The organism is Marinomonas primoryensis (genome assembly GCF_013372285.1).
Lineage (GTDB): Bacteria > Pseudomonadota > Gammaproteobacteria > Pseudomonadales > Marinomonadaceae > Marinomonas > Marinomonas primoryensis.
Window position 1 is genome coordinate 466,905 of record NZ_CP054301.1, and the last position, 15,923, is coordinate 482,827.

At 44.3% G+C, this 15,923-nt stretch carries 16 protein-coding genes; 10 read left to right on the top strand and 6 right to left on the bottom strand.

The features are described from left to right. The first annotated feature begins 105 nt into the window (after positions 1-105). Positions 106-1,590: a glycerol kinase GlpK gene (glpK, locus tag MP3633_RS02110; RefSeq protein ID WP_112136408.1), complete on the top strand. Its 1,485-nt coding sequence runs from the start codon at positions 106-108 to the stop codon at positions 1,588-1,590. Between the two features lie 89 nt (positions 1,591-1,679). Further along, a complete protein-coding gene (locus MP3633_RS02115; protein WP_176334276.1) occupies positions 1,680-1,970 on the top strand; it encodes a hypothetical protein in 291 nt (96 codons plus the stop codon). A 55-nt stretch (positions 1,971-2,025) separates the two neighbouring features. Here MP3633_RS02115 and MP3633_RS02120 read toward each other — a convergent pair whose 3' ends face one another. The 3 genes from MP3633_RS02120 to MP3633_RS02130 form a co-directional block, all read right to left on the bottom strand. Then, the gene (locus MP3633_RS02120; RefSeq protein WP_112136411.1) at positions 2,026-2,541 is read right to left on the bottom strand and encodes a DUF501 domain-containing protein; all 516 of its coding nucleotides are present in this window, start codon (positions 2,539-2,541) and stop codon (positions 2,026-2,028) included. Positions 2,542-2,553: 12 nt separating this feature from the next. After that, positions 2,554-2,964, bottom strand: a complete 411-nt coding sequence (locus tag MP3633_RS02125; RefSeq protein ID WP_112136413.1) for a PilZ domain-containing protein — start codon at positions 2,962-2,964, stop codon at positions 2,554-2,556. A gap of 212 nt (positions 2,965-3,176) precedes the next feature. Continuing rightward, positions 3,177-4,589, bottom strand: coding sequence for an aminotransferase-like domain-containing protein (locus tag MP3633_RS02130; RefSeq protein WP_176334277.1), 1,413 nt, complete (start codon positions 4,587-4,589; stop codon positions 3,177-3,179). 254 nt (positions 4,590-4,843) lie between these two features. On the opposite strand from MP3633_RS02130, the gene MP3633_RS02135 reads away from it, so the two are divergent. Both MP3633_RS02135 and MP3633_RS02140 read left to right on the top strand, forming a co-directional pair. After that, positions 4,844-6,820 carry a methyl-accepting chemotaxis protein gene (locus MP3633_RS02135; protein ID WP_176334278.1) on the top strand — a complete coding sequence of 659 codons (1,977 nt, stop codon included), beginning with the start codon at positions 4,844-4,846 and terminating at the stop codon, positions 6,818-6,820. A 62-nt stretch (positions 6,821-6,882) separates the two neighbouring features. Beyond that, positions 6,883-7,362, top strand: a complete 480-nt coding sequence (locus tag MP3633_RS02140) for a peroxiredoxin (protein ID WP_176334279.1) — start codon at positions 6,883-6,885, stop codon at positions 7,360-7,362. A 76-nt stretch (positions 7,363-7,438) separates the two neighbouring features. Here MP3633_RS02140 and MP3633_RS02145 read toward each other — a convergent pair whose 3' ends face one another. The 3 genes from MP3633_RS02145 to MP3633_RS02155 form a co-directional block, all read right to left on the bottom strand. Continuing rightward, positions 7,439-8,707: a TRAP transporter large permease gene (locus MP3633_RS02145; RefSeq protein WP_176334280.1), complete on the bottom strand. Its 1,269-nt coding sequence runs from the start codon at positions 8,705-8,707 to the stop codon at positions 7,439-7,441. A gap of 2 nt (positions 8,708-8,709) precedes the next feature. Continuing rightward, on the bottom strand, positions 8,710-9,183 hold the full coding sequence (locus MP3633_RS02150; protein WP_176334281.1) for a TRAP transporter small permease: 474 nt from the start codon (positions 9,181-9,183) through the stop codon (positions 8,710-8,712). A 79-nt stretch (positions 9,184-9,262) separates the two neighbouring features. Continuing rightward, the gene (locus tag MP3633_RS02155) at positions 9,263-10,276 is read right to left on the bottom strand and encodes a DctP family TRAP transporter solute-binding subunit (protein WP_176334282.1); all 1,014 of its coding nucleotides are present in this window, start codon (positions 10,274-10,276) and stop codon (positions 9,263-9,265) included. A gap of 623 nt (positions 10,277-10,899) precedes the next feature. Between MP3633_RS02155 and MP3633_RS02160 the strand changes: the two genes are divergently transcribed. The 6 genes from MP3633_RS02160 to MP3633_RS02185 are packed head-to-tail and all read left to right on the top strand — an operon-like array spanning position 10,900 to position 15,881. Then, positions 10,900-11,907 (top strand): amidohydrolase family protein, encoded by a 1,008-nt coding sequence (locus MP3633_RS02160; protein WP_176334283.1) that lies wholly within the window; start codon positions 10,900-10,902, stop codon positions 11,905-11,907. Positions 11,908-11,937: 30 nt separating this feature from the next. Next, positions 11,938-12,615, top strand: a complete 678-nt coding sequence (locus tag MP3633_RS02165; protein WP_176334284.1) for a 4-carboxy-4-hydroxy-2-oxoadipate aldolase/oxaloacetate decarboxylase — start codon at positions 11,938-11,940, stop codon at positions 12,613-12,615. Then, positions 12,608-13,696, top strand: a complete 1,089-nt coding sequence (locus tag MP3633_RS02170; protein ID WP_176334285.1) for a 4-oxalomesaconate tautomerase — start codon at positions 12,608-12,610, stop codon at positions 13,694-13,696. The genes MP3633_RS02165 and MP3633_RS02170 overlap by 8 nt, the downstream gene beginning before the upstream one ends. 52 nt (positions 13,697-13,748) lie before the next feature. Then, the gene (locus tag MP3633_RS02175; RefSeq protein WP_217909038.1) at positions 13,749-14,621 is read left to right on the top strand and encodes an amidohydrolase family protein; all 873 of its coding nucleotides are present in this window, start codon (positions 13,749-13,751) and stop codon (positions 14,619-14,621) included. Positions 14,622-14,664: 43 nt separating this feature from the next. Further along, positions 14,665-15,027, top strand: coding sequence for a protocatechuate 4,5-dioxygenase subunit alpha (locus MP3633_RS02180; RefSeq protein WP_176334286.1), 363 nt, complete (start codon positions 14,665-14,667; stop codon positions 15,025-15,027). After that, a complete protein-coding gene (locus MP3633_RS02185; RefSeq protein ID WP_176334287.1) occupies positions 15,027-15,881 on the top strand; it encodes a class III extradiol dioxygenase family protein in 855 nt (284 codons plus the stop codon). The genes MP3633_RS02180 and MP3633_RS02185 overlap by 1 nt, the downstream gene beginning before the upstream one ends. Positions 15,882-15,923: the final 42 nt, after the last annotated feature.

Below are 15,923 nucleotides of genomic sequence, written 5' to 3' on the forward strand. Positions count from 1 at the left end.
GTTTTTAATATGGAATATTCGTATTTGAATATTCATGTTCAAAAAACAAAACAACAATTAAGTCGCCCGATTTTTGAGTGGCTGTGACTTCAAAGAGAATTCACTATGACGCATTATATTCTTGCTATCGATCAAGGTACTACCAGTTCTCGAGCTATTTTATTTGACGAAAAAGGCACCCGTGTCGGTCAATCTCAGCAAGAGTTCCCGCAAATCTTTCCGGATGACGGTTGGGTTGAGCATGATCCAGAAGATATTTGGTCATCTACCTTAGCTGTTTGTCGATCCGTTCTTAAGGATACAGGGATCGATGCGCAAGCGATAGCAACCATAGGCATCACAAATCAGCGTGAAACGACCATTCTATGGGATACGGAAACGGGTAAGCCGGTATATAACGCGATTGTGTGGCAAGACCGCCGAACGAGTGGATTCTGCCAATCCTTAAGCGATCAGGGGTTGGGTGAAAAGGTTCAAGAGAAAACAGGTCTTTTAATCGATCCTTATTTCTCAGCCACAAAAATTCGTTGGATTTTAGATAACGTTGAAGGGGCTCGAGAAAAAGCGCAGGCGGGTCGTTTGGCTTTTGGTACGGTTGACAGCTTTTTGTTGTGGCGATTAACCAAGGGTAAGTCTCATAAAACCGACGCGACAAATGCTGCGCGTACGATGGCGTTTAATATTCATACGCAAGAGTGGGATGATGAACTGATTCAGATTCTCGGTATAGGGGATGTTATTTTTCCTGAAGTGATGGATTGCAGTGCTGATTTTGGTGTCATTGATGCTTCTTGGTTAGGTGCTGAAATTCCGGTGAATGGTATTGCTGGTGATCAACAAGCGGCGTTGGTTGGACAAGCGTGTTTTACACCTGGCATGGTAAAAAGCACCTATGGTACTGGTTGTTTCTTGATTCTGAACACGGGCGATAAGGCCATTCGATCAGAGCATAAGCTGCTGACAACGGTTGGTTATCGTTTAAATGGCAAAGTCACTTATGCCTTAGAAGGCAGCATTTTTGTGGCTGGCGCCGCTATTCAATGGTTGCGTGATGGGCTGAAGCTTTTTGCCGATGCTAAAGAGACACAGAGCTTAGCAAAGAAAGCTTTGAATGATGATTCGGTTTATCTTGTGCCTGCCTTTACTGGTTTGGGTGCGCCGTATTGGGACCCAGATGCACGTGGCGCCATGATAGGGCTTACTCGCGACACAAGTGTAGAAGACATCGTGAGTGCAGGTTTGCGCTCTGTGTGTTATCAAACGAGAGACCTTGTTGGTGCGATGGCGCAAGATGGCGCGACATTTAGTTCTTTACGTGTAGATGGTGGAATGGTAATAAATGATGTGATGGTGCAATTCTTAAGTGATTTATTAGAAATTACGGTAGAGCGTCCTTGCGTGACAGAGACAACCGCACTGGGTGCTGCATTTTTGGCGGGTTTACATGTGGGTCTTTATCAGTCTTTAGACGATGTTGGTGCATTATGGAAAGCGGATAAGTGCTTTGAGCCAACAATGGAAAAAGGCACAGGAGATAAATTGTATCAAGGTTGGCAAAAGGCGGTAGACCGCGTTCGTACACGAGACTAAGCCTTTACGATTTGATACACGTCATGTCTTGTACGATAGGGCAATTGTGTCTAACTTTAAGCGTGAGCATTGTGAAAAAGGTTTAGATAATGTCAAAGCAGTTTATTGAAGTACAAGATGATGATTTTATGAAGTTTGGTGGTGAACGTCCTAGCTACTTAGCCATTGAAGATGCGCTAATGACGTTAGGTGGACACGGTGTGGGTGGTAACAATTTCAAAAATGAAATGGTGAAACTGGCTGGCTGGACTGGTGGTGCGTTAACGACTTACGCGCAACGTGCAACCGTTGCACAAGCTGCGTTTAATCGAATTCGTGAGGTGCTCCCAAAGGTGACATCACCGGATGAATTGAGAGCATTGTTGAAGAGTTTGAAATAAAAGATTCGGTTAACAATGATAAAAAAGGGCAACATTGAGTTGCCCTTTTTTTATGTTATTCTGCGTCTGCTATGGCTCTAACACCGTATTCTTCGTCGAGAATACGACCGATAACATTATTTCCAGCAAGGTGGTGGGCGTATTGCATATGCAAGCATCGCACTTGATCCCAGTTTGCTATACCGCCAATGCCTAGCTTATCAAAGAGGTGCGTAAAGCCTTTTGCCTCAATGATGGCTTTGTGCTCATCACTCATGACTTCCCAACGTCTTGCAATGTAATCGCGATGGGAGGCGTGATGCGCTTCTCTTAGTTCTTCATCTTCTTTAATGCGCTGTTCCAGTTCTTTTACAACGCCACTGCTTTCTATTTTAGCCAATGCTTTGTCTATGGCTTTGCTGGAAAGCCAGTAAAGCGTAGGGAAGGGTTGATCAAATACCCAGGTTTCCATTTCTAAGACTTGTGGTGTTCCATTAGGCGAATAATGAGCAACCGCATTGATTCCGTTAGGTGTACGTTTGAGTTGTGCTGTGATGATGTCGATATCACGTTGAGAAAGTTTTGTTGTCATTGTAGGGTCTTATTAAATGCTGAATGCAGGAAAGCTGGCGGCAAATTTTTGTATCCATTCGGCAGCAGCTTCATTGTAGTTAAGTCTTCGCCCTTGAATTTTGGCTTGGCGTCGATAGTGCTCTATCTGAGAGAGTTGCTCGATCATACGAACACAATAGCACTCTTCGTTGGTGGGAAATTCAATGGCGATACGATAGCCGTCTTTTTCTTTGTTGCACCAAACGACACGGCCAGAGACACAGAAATTTGGGTCTATTTCTTCCAGTGTAATTCTTACTGAGCGCCCATTGTCAAATGGGCGGAGGGCAACATAGGTGATACCGACAAACCCAGCTCTTTCTTCATTAATTGGAGGAAAGGGCTGATCTTCTATTAGCGTAATGTCTAACGGAAGGTCTTTCGGATGTAAAACAAATTCCATCGCAACAAGCCAGCTACTATTTCAGATATTCATGTTATCGGCCAAGGAGGCAGAGTGTTTAAAAAAGAATGCGAATTGTACGCTTTTTACCCTGTCTGTACAGATCAATTTTAAGATGTCTAAGCCCTAAATCATAACTTCTACTTATATGAAAATGACCGCTGTGTCTCGCTTTGCGTCCATTACTGTTTGGTGTGCTCAATTAGCTTAGATCAGTTTGTCTGTTGTTGGCAAAGTCTGCCCAATTCTTTTAGTGCAGCATCGGTTTTATTGTCCCAATTGAGTGCGTAATTCAATCTGAAATGATGGCTAAACTGCGCTGTTAAACTGAACGCTAATCCTGGAAGTAAGCCGATGTTGCTCTCTAGTGCTTGGGAGTGAAGCGTCATAGCATCGACGGTGTTTGGTAAAGTGACCCACAGTAAAAAACCCCCTTTTGGTGTTGAGGTTTGGGTGCCTGTTGGAAAGTGTTCTAAAATTAATGCTTGGCAGCGGGCTAAGTTATCCTGATACGCCAATCGAGTTTTTCGTAGATGACGATCGTATGCACCGTTTTCTAAAAAATTGGCGATGGCGGTTTGCGTTAATGTTGGAATCGCTAAAGATTGCACATAAGCATAATGTTCAATCTGTGTTTGAAATCGTCCGCCGACAATCCAACCTACGCGAAACCCAGGTGCGATGCTTTTAGAAAAAGAGCTGCAATAAATAACCGTGTTAAGTTTGTCGTCTGCTTTGAGGGATCGCTCGCGCTTGTCCTTGTAGCTGAGTTCGCCATACACGTCATCTTCAATGAGTGTGAAGTTATGTTGTACGGATTGGTCGATAATACGCTGTCTTGCTTGGTGGCTGAGTGTGGCACCAATCGGGTTTTGATTATTTGGTGTGACAATGCAGGCTTTAATATCCCACTTTGTGGCGGCTTTTTCTAATAAATCTAAATCTATGCCGTCTTCAGCCGAGCAGGGGATTTCAATGGCTTTTAAGTTGAGTATTTCGATGGCTTGTAAGACGCCATGATAAGCAGGGCTTTCTATGGCGATGGTGTCACCAGCCTTGGCAACGGCTTGTAATGACAACATTAAGGCATTTTGGCAGCCGAGTGTTATGGTGATGTCATCGGGTTGTAGTTGACAGCCGCTGTCTAGCATTCGGATGGCTATTTGACGGCGCAAGCTTAATGAACCTGGCGTAAACTCGTAAGCCGCACAGATTTCTGGCTCTAAACGCATAAGTCGACCAACAGAGCGTTGTAGTTGTCGTATCGGTAGGAATTGGCTTTTTGGAATAGCCGCACCAAATTGAATGATATTGTCGTCTTGTGATGCGTGCAGCAAACGCCTTAAAAGCGCATGAATGGTGCCATCATTCTGAGTCGGTTCAATTTTTGCAGACTCGGTTGGCTGTAGCTGATTTTCTTGGACGAAATAGCCTTTTTGTGGGCGTGCTTTAATGACACCCCTGTCTTCTAATAAACTATAGGCTTGTAGCACTGTGGCAACACTGACTTCCATTTGTTTGCTGGATTTTCGAACTGATGGAATCTTTGCGCCTGGTAAGAAAATACCTTCATGAACTTGGTGTTCAATTTGGTTGGCGATTTTTTCGTATAAGGGGCAATCCATAAAGCGCAATTCGAATTCATAAAAGAGAGAGCCAATCTACCAGATTGGTGGGTTGAAAGAAATCTATGTGGATCAGCAGGGCGACGTTTATAGATTTACTTTCCATGCCATTTGACGTTGATGATGCATCATTGTTTGTAAATAAAGTGTTATGGTTTTCCTGTATGATTGGTTAGTTTTCAGTAAATGTGAGTGTCTTTCAGTAGAATAGGCACATAGAGAGCTTAGAGTAGAAATTAATTTAGAGGTCGATTATGTCGTTGTCCGTTATTCAAAGGATTTTATTTGGTTTTAGTATTCTACTTCTGCTTTTATTGATGATTGCTGCATCAGGTTTTGTTGGCATTAATAAAATCGAGGATCGACTGAATATTGTTACGGGGAAAGTAGCCACCATTTCGTCTACTAGTAATGCTTTAAAAGACGATTTGAGTTTAGCTAATGCCGCTGTTTTACAGTATTTACTGAGTAAGAAACCCGATTCGCTAGAAAGTTTATCTGAACGTTTTTCACTGCATAAACAAGAGTTTAGTGAGGTGTCTAATCAACTGTCTGTTCAGCTTCAAGACCTTCCTGAAATGAATCAGGCGTTGGGAAATATCAACGCAGAAGTTGAGCATTTCTTTGGTTATACCGATATCGCCTTTTCTAATCACAAAAAAATGCTAGAGCTACAAGCTGTAGTACCAGATGAAAAACTTGATTTGAAAGATGCGATCAATTTTACGTCTGAAGATTTGGGCATGTTAGAGACGGATGGCGATACGTCAGAAGTTCAGTTTGCCGCATCCTATATGCAAAGCCAAATACAAAGCCTACAAGTTACAGTAAACGATTATTTTGATGTGCGTAGTTTGGAAAAGATGCAGGCATTTCGCGATGAAATGGCATCGATAATTACGAGTTTGAAGGATAAAGAGTCGTATTTAAAAGATGACAACATCAATGATCTGGTTAATGAGATTGAGATGGGTGTTGTTTCAGATGAAGGTGTGGTGGCGAAACAATATGAAAGTGCTCGTTTAGTTCAAGAGTCTGAAAGGTTGGCTAAGCAGTTGTCAGACAGCATGGAGGTCGTGAATACATCGGTACAGGAGCTATTGTCCGCGACAACGCAAATGGGTGGGGAAGCAAAAGCTGAAGCGAGCGCCGCAGCGACGTTATCGACGCTTATTATTGGAATCGTGCTTGTGGTATCGATTGTGATTGCTGTGCTGGTGGCTTTGTGGGTTAGCCGAAGTATTCGTCTACCGTTAAAAGAAGTGATGACTGTCTTGGGTAAAATATCGGATGGTGATTTCACTCAGCGTAGTAACGTCCAAACCAAAGATGAGTTTGGTGAGTTATCGAATTGGGTCAATGGACTGGTTGCTAAACTACAAAGTGTGATGGCTGAAATAGACCAAGTCTCTAATAATGTTGCTGAATCTGCCGTCAGTAATGTTCGCTTAGCAGCGAACTCTAAACGATTGATGAAAGCGCAGAATGACAAAACGACGGAAGTGGCATCATCCATGTCTGAAATGGTTTCCGCAGTAGATCAAGTGGCGAAAAGTTCAGAGGTTATTTTGCACCAAATTCAATCGGTTGACCAAAGAGCCAATCAGAACCGCGCTTTGATGGATTCAAATATTCAAAAAATGGAGCTCCTCCTTGCAAAAATTGAAGAGTCTACCGAGGTCGTTAACCAGCTTGATGAGCACTCTAAGAACATCGATCGTATCCTGGATGTGATTCAAGCAATTGCAGAGCAAACGAATTTATTGGCATTAAATGCGGCCATCGAAGCGGCGCGTGCTGGTGAGCAAGGTCGAGGGTTCTCTGTGGTGGCCGATGAGGTTCGTACCTTAGCAACTCGCACACACAGTTCTACCGAAGAAATACAGCGCGTTATTGTTCAATTACAACAAGGCGTGACGAAAACGGTTGGCAGTATGGAAGAAAGCCGTAAGAGTGCTAATGCCAGTGTTGAAGAGGCTCGTACAGTTGGATTGTCGTTAGCTGAATTGCAAAGCAGCATGGCAGAGATACGTGATTTGAGTACGCAAATAGCGGCAGCGGCTGAAGAACAGTCTGCGGTTTCGCAAGAAGTTAAGCTGAATGTGCTTGAGATATCTGAGATGTCTGAACAAGCGGCATTGGGTTCGGATCAAAGTGAGAGCGACAGTGAAGGCTTGTCAAAGTTAGCGTCTCATCAGAAACATCTACTTAGCCAATTTAAGATTGTTTGATGGTTTTTCTAAGATAGATTGCGTTAATATTGGTGCAACTTAATTCTCGGGAGATAAAGTCTATGTCGATTCTTGTTGGTGATATGTTGCCTCATGGTACGTTTCAAGTCATGGGAGAAGAAGGCCCTGAAACGATAGATGTGACTGAGTTTTTCTCAGGAAAAACTGTGTTGATGTTTGCCGTACCGGGTGCTTTCACACCAACCTGTAGTGCCAGTCATTTACCTGGTTTTGTTGTGCATTTTGATGTCCTGAAAGAAAAGGGAATTGATGAGATCGTTTGTCTTTCTGTTAACGATGTCTTTGTGATGCATGCATGGGGTCAAGCAAATAACGCAGAAAACCTAATAATGGCGTCTGATGGTCTGGCTGAACTTACTTGTTCTATGGGATTAGAACTGGACATCTCTGCTGCCAAAATGGGGATTCGTAGTCGCCGTTATGCCATGTTAGTGTCAAATGGCATTGTGCAACAGTTATGGCTAGATGAGCCAGGCGAATACAAAGTTAGCTCTGCTGAATACGTATTGTCTCAACTGTAGATATTTCGAGACAAAAAAAACGACGCCATGTGCGTCGTTTTTTTGTATCCGATATTTATGACTCATTATGTGCTGGTCAGTAGCCAAATAACGTCGGTAAGAAGGTTACCGTGCTTGGTACAAAGGTAATCAAGATCAAGACCGCTAATTCAACTAAGAAGAGTGGCATGATTTGTCTTGAAATCGCCGCAATACCGACATTGGCAATGGAGTTCGAAACGAATAGGCAAATCCCCATCGGCGGTGTCACAAGCCCAATCATCAAGTTAAAAATCACCACAATACCAAAGTGAACCGGATCAATGCCAAGGCTCATGGCGATAGGATGCAAAATCGGCAGTAGTATCAGCATCGCGGCAATCCCTTCAAGGAATAGACCAACAACCAGCAAAATTACGTTGACTAGGATTAGGAACATCCAAGGGCTAGACACTTGCTCTAGTACCATTTGGCTGACGGTTTGCGGCACTCTTGAGAAAGTCAGTAACCAGTTCGCTGCTGCGACTACGCCAATTACGATCAGAATCACAGAGGAGTCGCGCATTGCTCGGGCGAAAATGCGAGGCAAGTCTGATATTTTCAAACTTTTCAGAATAAACATACCTGCTAACAAAGCATAAGCGGCAGCAAAGGCAGCGGCTTCCGTTGGCGTAACGATACCGGTCAGGATTGAGCCCACAATGAATATCGGCATGAAAAGTGGAATCAATGCTTCAACAAAGGCTTTCCAGCGTTCTTTCATGGACAGTTTTGCTTTTAACGGCGCGTAATGACCTGCAAAAAAGTAAACGTAAACGGACAAGGCAACAGCAAGAAATAGCCCAGGCGTGACACCAGCAAGAAACAGAGCAGGGACAGAAACACCGGTGGTGATTAAAGCGTAAATAATCACCGGAATGCTGGGTGGAATCATCGGCCCAATAACAGACGATGCGGCCGTTAGTGCCGCCGCAAAAGCGCGTGGGTAGCCTTCTTTTTCCATGGTCGGAATAAACACGCGTCCAAGTGCTGATGTATCCGCAACGGCAGATCCAGATAGACCTGCAAAAATCACCGAAGCCCAGATGTTTACATGGGCAAGTCCTGCTTTCATGTGTCCAACTAAAGCATTAGCAAAGTTGATGATGCGGCTTGTGATGCCACTTTCATTCATTAACTCACCCGCTAGAACGAACAACGGAATGGCCAGAATTGAAAAAGAGTCCAGCCCGCTGAAAATGCGTTGAGCCACTAAACTTACATTAAATGGAAGAGTGTAAACATGACCCACAACACCCAATAAAATAGCAAAGGCAATAGGGCTACCAATTACCAAAAGAACAATAAGAATTCCGAAACCTAGCATGATTATTGCCCTTCTACGGATGATTTAGGTTGGAAATACGCGGCGAGTCGAATGAGTGCAGCAATAATAAGACACAAGCCACCAATGACCATGGCGACTTGAAAATAATACATTTCAATGCCCGTCCCAGGCGCTTTGATACCGCCTCGTTTCATCATGAAAAGGTAACCAGAATAGGCGATCACTCCGCCACTAATAAGGGCGATAGCGTCGGAAATAAAATAAAGAAAGTGGCGGATCTTATCGGAAACCAAATCCTCTAAAAACGTAAAACGAATATGTATGCCTTCTAAATAACACAGCGCCATGCCAAACATGGTGCCGTAAATCATGGCGTATTTCGCTACTTCCTCACTCCATTGAATCGGTGAATTTAATAAATAGCGACTCATGCTACTGACTAAAATAACGCCAAAAATAACGAATAGGGAGGTGCCAGTTAAGATGGAGAGGACTTTCTTGTAGAGGCGTTTCATGGTGATTCCGGGTTGTGACAAAGGAAGGTGGCCGACAGTGATTAAATCTCTGCCGGCCTCCTGATTTCAAACGAATAGCTTATTGCGAGTTACTAACAACCTTTACAGACAATTGAGCACGATCAATCCACTCTGGTTGTACTTCACCTCTCAGCCAATTGATTACGGCTGGTTGTGCAGCATCACGGAATTTCGCCATTTGGCTTGGCGTTGGTGTGGTTATGACCATGCCATTTTTAGCCAATGATTTTAGCCCTTTTGCAGAGTTGAATTGCTGTACGGCACGGCCTAATGTTCCGGCTACTTTCGCTGCGCGGTCAATGATGGCTCGATCTGCATCGCTCAATGATTGATACAGGTCTTCATTCATTAGCAAGAAATCTGTTCCGTAGACGTGACCATCTAGTGTTAAGTATTTTTGGAACTCATAGAATTTGTTCGCTTCAATAACACTGATTGGATTTTCTTGACCATCAACAACGCCAGTCGTTAGGGCGGATGGTACTTCAGGCCATGCGATTGGCGTTGGTTCTGCGCCCATCGCTTTTACCATCTCAACGTAAAGAGGCAAAGTTTGAACGCGAATTTTTAGCCCTTTCATGTCATTAGGTTCAGCAACAGGGCGCTTTGAGTTGGTGAAGTTACGGAAGCCAGTTTCGCCATACGCTAGGGTGCGTAATCCACTTTCTTTTAGACAGTGTTGAGACAAGGCTTTGCCAAATTCGCCATCTAATACTTCCCATGCGATTGGGGCTGATGGGAATAAGTAGGGGATTTCTAGCACAGCGGCTTCTTTACAAACTTTTGCAAAAGCGCCAGACACCATCGCCATGCTAAGTGTGCCTTCTTGAGCGGATTGAACAAGGTCTGTTTCACCACCAAGTTGGCCAGAAGGGTACACATTGACTTCAATACGACCACCGGACTCAGCTTCAACGAGATTTTTAAAGACCTCAGTAGCAGCGCCTTTTTTTGATGATGTCCAATCTTGAGGGTCAACGTGGCCAATAGTAATAGTAAGGTCTGCTGCGCTAACGGCACTGACTGCACCTGCTGCCATTAAACCGAGGGTGATTTTTTTGGTTAGATTCATTTTTACGTCTCCAAGCTCGGGACCTTGTGTGTCCCGGACATATTATTTTTGTATTTTCTGTCTTACTTTGCAGTAAGGCAGGCTGTCCTGTATTCGTCATTAATATTTTTGGGCGTTTAAATAATATAGGATCATTTCAAAAATACCCTACATTTTTTCTTGTAGGCACACAATGGCATAAATACAGTTTAGATTTATGCTTTGTATTCCGCTCGATATTTGCTTTTTGATCTGTTTTGCTAAGCAACACTACACAAAATGTCGTAATTTTTGCATTTTTAGAAATGAATTTTTTATGTCTCTTGTATATCGAAAACGGAATATAAAAACACTTTTAGCTTAGTGGATTTTAAAAAAACTATATAGATCAAAGTTATGGCGTAATTTTAAGGCGTGTTTAGTCCGATTAAGAATGACGTTATCTGGCGTAAATATCTGAAATGAGTAGATGTACTTACTTGTACTAAAAATAGCTATATCAAAATGTAATACCCTTTCGGCTAAATTGAAATAGCCAAATTGGCCTCATAAAAGAATACTCCTAGCAGATTGTGATGGAATGGCATTGATCGTTTCTATTGCACAACCGTTTATTACTTTAAACAAGAATAGAGAGTAGTCACATGATTATAGATTGCCATGGACATTACACGACGACACCTGCAGGTGTCGGTGAATACCGAGATAAGCAGAAAGCTCAGGTTGCTAAAGATCCTGCCTTTGTTGGTGAAAAAGGCAAAGTTATTGTGTCGGATGACGAAATTCGTGACAGCATTATTAATAACCAGCTGCGTTTGCAACAAGAGCGTGGCACGGACCTAACCATCTTCTCTCCGCGTGCGAGCTGGATGGGACACCACATTGGCAATGAATACACGAGCCAATATTGGACGGAACATCAGAATGATTTAATTCGCCGTGTCTGTGACCTATTTCCTGAGAATTTTGCCCCTGTGGCTCAGTTGCCTCAATCTCCTGGTGTTGATCCTGCTAAGTCTGTTGGTGAAATTGTCCGTACCATTGAAGAAATGGGATTCCTTGGCATCAACTTGAACCCAGATCCAAGCGGCGGTTACTGGCAAGATAAGTCTTTAGGCGATCGTTCTTTTTACCCTATTTACGAAAAAATGTGTGAATACGACATTCCTGCAATGATCCACGTGAGCGCGGCATGCAACGATTGTTTCCACACAACGGGTTCGCATTATTTGGGTGCCGATACGACTGGCTTCCAGCAGCTAATGATGTCGGATGTGTTTAAAGATTTTCCTGAACTGAAAATCATCATTCCTCATGGTGGCGGTGCGGTGCCTTACCATTGGGGACGTTTCCGTGGTATGGCGCAAGACCAAGGTTTTGATCTGGCTGAGCGCGTGTTGAATAACGTCTACTTTGATACCTGTGTTTATCATCAGCGTGGTATTGATTTGTTATTGGATATTATTCCAACGAAAAACATCTTGTTCGCGTCTGAAATGATTGGTGCCGTACGTGGTATTGATCCAGAAACGGGTCATTATTTTGATGATACGAAACGTTACATCGACAACAACACGGTGTTGAATGCTGAGCAAAAACAAGCCATCTTTGAAGGCAACGCGCGTCGTGTCTTTTCACGATTGAAAGCATAAGGCTCTCGATTTAAAGGGAAGGAAAGAATCATGCGAAATAATGTAGTAGTACAAAATATAGAACGTGCCGACCAAGCGGTAATCGATGGTTTGGCAGAGTGCGGCGTGGCGACGATTCATGAATCTCAGGGTCGTGTTGGCTTGCTTGCGCATTACCTACGACCGATCCAAATGGACAAAACCATTGCCGGTTCCGCAATCACCATTTCAGGCGCCGCTGGCGACAATTGGATGATGCACGTGGCGATTGAGCAATGTAAAGCGGGCGACGTCATGGTGTTCGCACCTACATCGCCTTCTAATCACGGTTTTTTCGGTGACTTGCTGGCGACATCGGCGCAGTCACGCGGTGTGGTGGGTTTGATCATCGACGGCGGCGTTCGTGATACTCGTGATCTTCGTCAAATGGATTTCCCTGTTTGGTCAAAAGCCATTTTTTCTGAAGGCACAATTAAAGAAACAGTGGGTTCTGTCAACGTACCTATGGTGTGCGCGGATGCTTTGGTAAACCCTGGTGACGTGATTGTTGCAGACGATGATGGAGTTGTGGTCGTGCGTCGTGAAAACGCCGTAGAAGTACTCGAATTGGCGCGTAAGCGTATGGATAATGAAGAAGCAAAACGCGTTCGCATGGCAAATGGCGAACTGGGCTTGGACATTTATGACATGCGCCCACGTTTAAAAGAAAAAGGCCTTAAGTATGTCTAACACAGCAGGCGTTCTAAAAAGTGCGCCTTGCATGTGGATGCGTGGCGGCACCTCGAAAGGGGCTTATTTTTTGGCGGCGGATTTGCCGACGGATATCGAGGCGCGCGCGCAGTTTTTATTACGCGTCATGGGCTCGCCTGATGAACGTCAAATTGATGGCATCGGCGGCGCAGATCCTCTTGCTTCTAAAGTGGCCGTGGTGAAAAAATCGGAACGCGATGACGCCGATGTCGATTATTTGTTTCTGCAGGTGTTTGTTGATCAGGCGATTGTGACTGACGCACAAAACTGCGGCAATATTTTAGCGGGCATTGCCCCGTTTGCGATTGAGCGTGGTTTGGTGAACGGTCTTGAAGGTGAAACCTCGGTTCGAATCTTCATGGAAAACACCGGACAAATCGCGGTTGCTCGTGTCTTGGTTAAAGACGGTGAAGTGCAGTACGAAGGCGATGCTCGCATTGACGGCGTACCTGGCTTGTCGGCGGCAGTGCCGATTGTTTTCCAAGACACAGCCGGATCAACTTGTGGTGCGTTGTTGCCGACCGGCAACGTGGTCGATGTGGTTGATGGTATTGAGGTGACTTGTATTGATAACGGCATGCCTGTGGTTATCCTGCGAGCTGTTGACATGGGCATCACGGGGCAAGAGTCTCGTGAAGAGTTGGAAGCCAACGATACCTTGCGTGCAAAGTTAGAGTCGATCCGTTTGCAAGTCGGCCCGATGATGAATTTGGGCGATGTGAAAGACAAATCAGTGCCTAAAATGACCATGGTGAGCGCGGCAACCCATGGCGGTGCGATTTCGACACGTACGTTCATTCCTCATCGTTGTCATGCATCGATCGGTGTTTTGGGTGCGGTGAGTGTCGCAACGGCGGCGGTATTAAAAGGCTCGCCCGCCAATGAAGTGGCTAAGTTTAAGTCTGCTTCACGCATGACATTGGATGTTGAACATCCAATTGGTGCTATGACCGTAATTTTGGATCAAGAAGAAAATGGCGATATAGGCTCAGCAGCGATTTTACGTACCGCGAGGAAGTTATTTGATGGGCAAGTCTTTGCTCACAATAATGGTCTTTGATACGGGTTTTCTTACTTGACGACATAACGAATTATTAAATAGGTATTTGAACATGATGGACAAAGATTATCTTCCATTTCATCCCGCCCCAAGTAAGCCAAAGTACAAGGCACCAGCGGGTGCGGTAGATGCGCATTGTCACGTTTTTGGTCCAGCGGATAAATTTCCTTACCACCCGAAACGTAAATATACGCCTTGCGATGCCTCGAAAGAGCAGCTGTTCGCGTTGCGTGATCATTTAGGTTTTTCTCGTAATGTGATTGTTCAGGCGTCTTGTCATAGCACCGACAACGCCGCGTTGATCGATGCGTTAGAAACCGCAGGGGATTTGGCTCGAGGTGTGGCATTTGTCGATGACAGCATTACACATGCTGAACTTGAAAAAATGCACGCGGCGGGTATTCGAGGTGTGCGTTTTAACTTTGTAAAACGTCTTGTGGACAGTACGCCAAAAGAAGTGTTTTTCTCGATTGCTGAAAAGATCAGACCGTTTGGTTGGCACATTGTGGTTTATTTTGAAGCTGCCGAACTCGAAGAATTGATTCCTTTCTTAAAGGAATTAAATACCACCATCGTTGTGGATCACATGGGAACGCCAAGCGTTGCCAATGGCGTAGATCATCCCGATTTCAAACGCTTTGTTAACTTCATGGCAGACAACGACAATGTCTGGTGTAAGGTCAGTTGCCCAGAGCGTTTAACGCTGCAAGCACCGGATTATTCTGATGTTGTGCCCTTTGCACGTACCTTGGTTGAGCAGTTTCCGAATCGTGTTTTGTGGGGAACGGATTGGCCACATCCAAACATGAAAACTCATGTGCCTGATGATGGTCACTTAGTCGATGTCATTCCGATGATTGCGCCAACTGATGCGCTGCAACAAGCATTGTTGGTGGACAATCCAATGCGTCTTTATTGGAAATAATCCTAATAACGCGACAAATGTATAAAAATAGAGGTTACCCAACATGGCTAGTAACTATACAGATCGAAAATTTCAAGGCACGTACCTTTTTGATGGTCAGATGGCCAAAAAAGGCTATGGCTTAAACAAAATGTGTTACTCGTTTAATGATCAAGTGGCGCGTGATGAATTTAATGCGGACCCAGAAGCCTACTGTGAGAAATTCAAACTTACGGAAGCACAAAAAGAAGCGATTCGTAATAAAGATGTGATCGGACTTTTGCGCGAAGGTGGCAGTATCTATTATTTAGCAAAGTTTACCGGCTTACTAAAACTAAACATGCAAGACATTGGTGGATTGCAAACGGGCATGAGCACGGATGAATTCAAAGCAATGTTAGAAAAAAACGGTCGAGGAGAAGTCTAATGGCTAAAATTATTGGAGCAGTAACGACTTCCCATATTCCGGCGATTGCGAACGCAATGGCGAATGGATTGGAAGAAACACCCTACTGGAAACCTTTTTTTGATGGATATCCACCGGTACGGGATTGGCTAAATGAGAAAAAACCTGACGTCATCATTCTTTTTTACAATGACCATGGCTTAGAGTTTTTTATCGATAAGAAACCCACTTTCGCAATAGGTGTGGCAGACGAATATTACAACTCAGATGAAGGTTGGGGTATTCCAACGATTCCGCCAGTCACCGGCGAGTCAGACCTTTCTTGGCACATTGCCAACAGCATTGTCGACGAAGGTTTTGACATGACGATTTGCCAAGAAATGAAGGTCGATCATGGTTTAACAGTACCGCTTAATTTAATGTGGCCAGGTCATCAATACGGTCATGTTAAAGTGATTCCGGTGTGCATTAATTGTGAACAGTACCCGATGGCTCAGCCTTGGCGTACGTTTGAACTGGGCAGAGCGATTGGTCGTGCTGTGGCGTCTTACGAAGAAGACATTAATGTGGTCGTCTTTGGTACTGGCGGCATGTCTCATCAGCTGGATGGCGAACGTGCGGGCTTTATCAATCGTGCATTTGACATTGATTGCCTCGACAAATTGGTGTCGGACCCTGAAGCCTTGACGAAATATTCTAATATGGATTTGGTTGAGCAAGGCGGCGCTCAAGCTGTTGAGCTGAACATGCTGATTGCCATGCGCGGTACCTTATTAGGGAAAGTGACAGAGCGGCATCGTAACTACCATGCGCCGATTTCAAATACAGGCTCTGGGTTGATGTTGTTAGAGAATGAAATTTCAACCGCTGAGTGAGCGTGTCGTAGCCTCTAATTTGGAAAGGTAAGCACAAAAAAA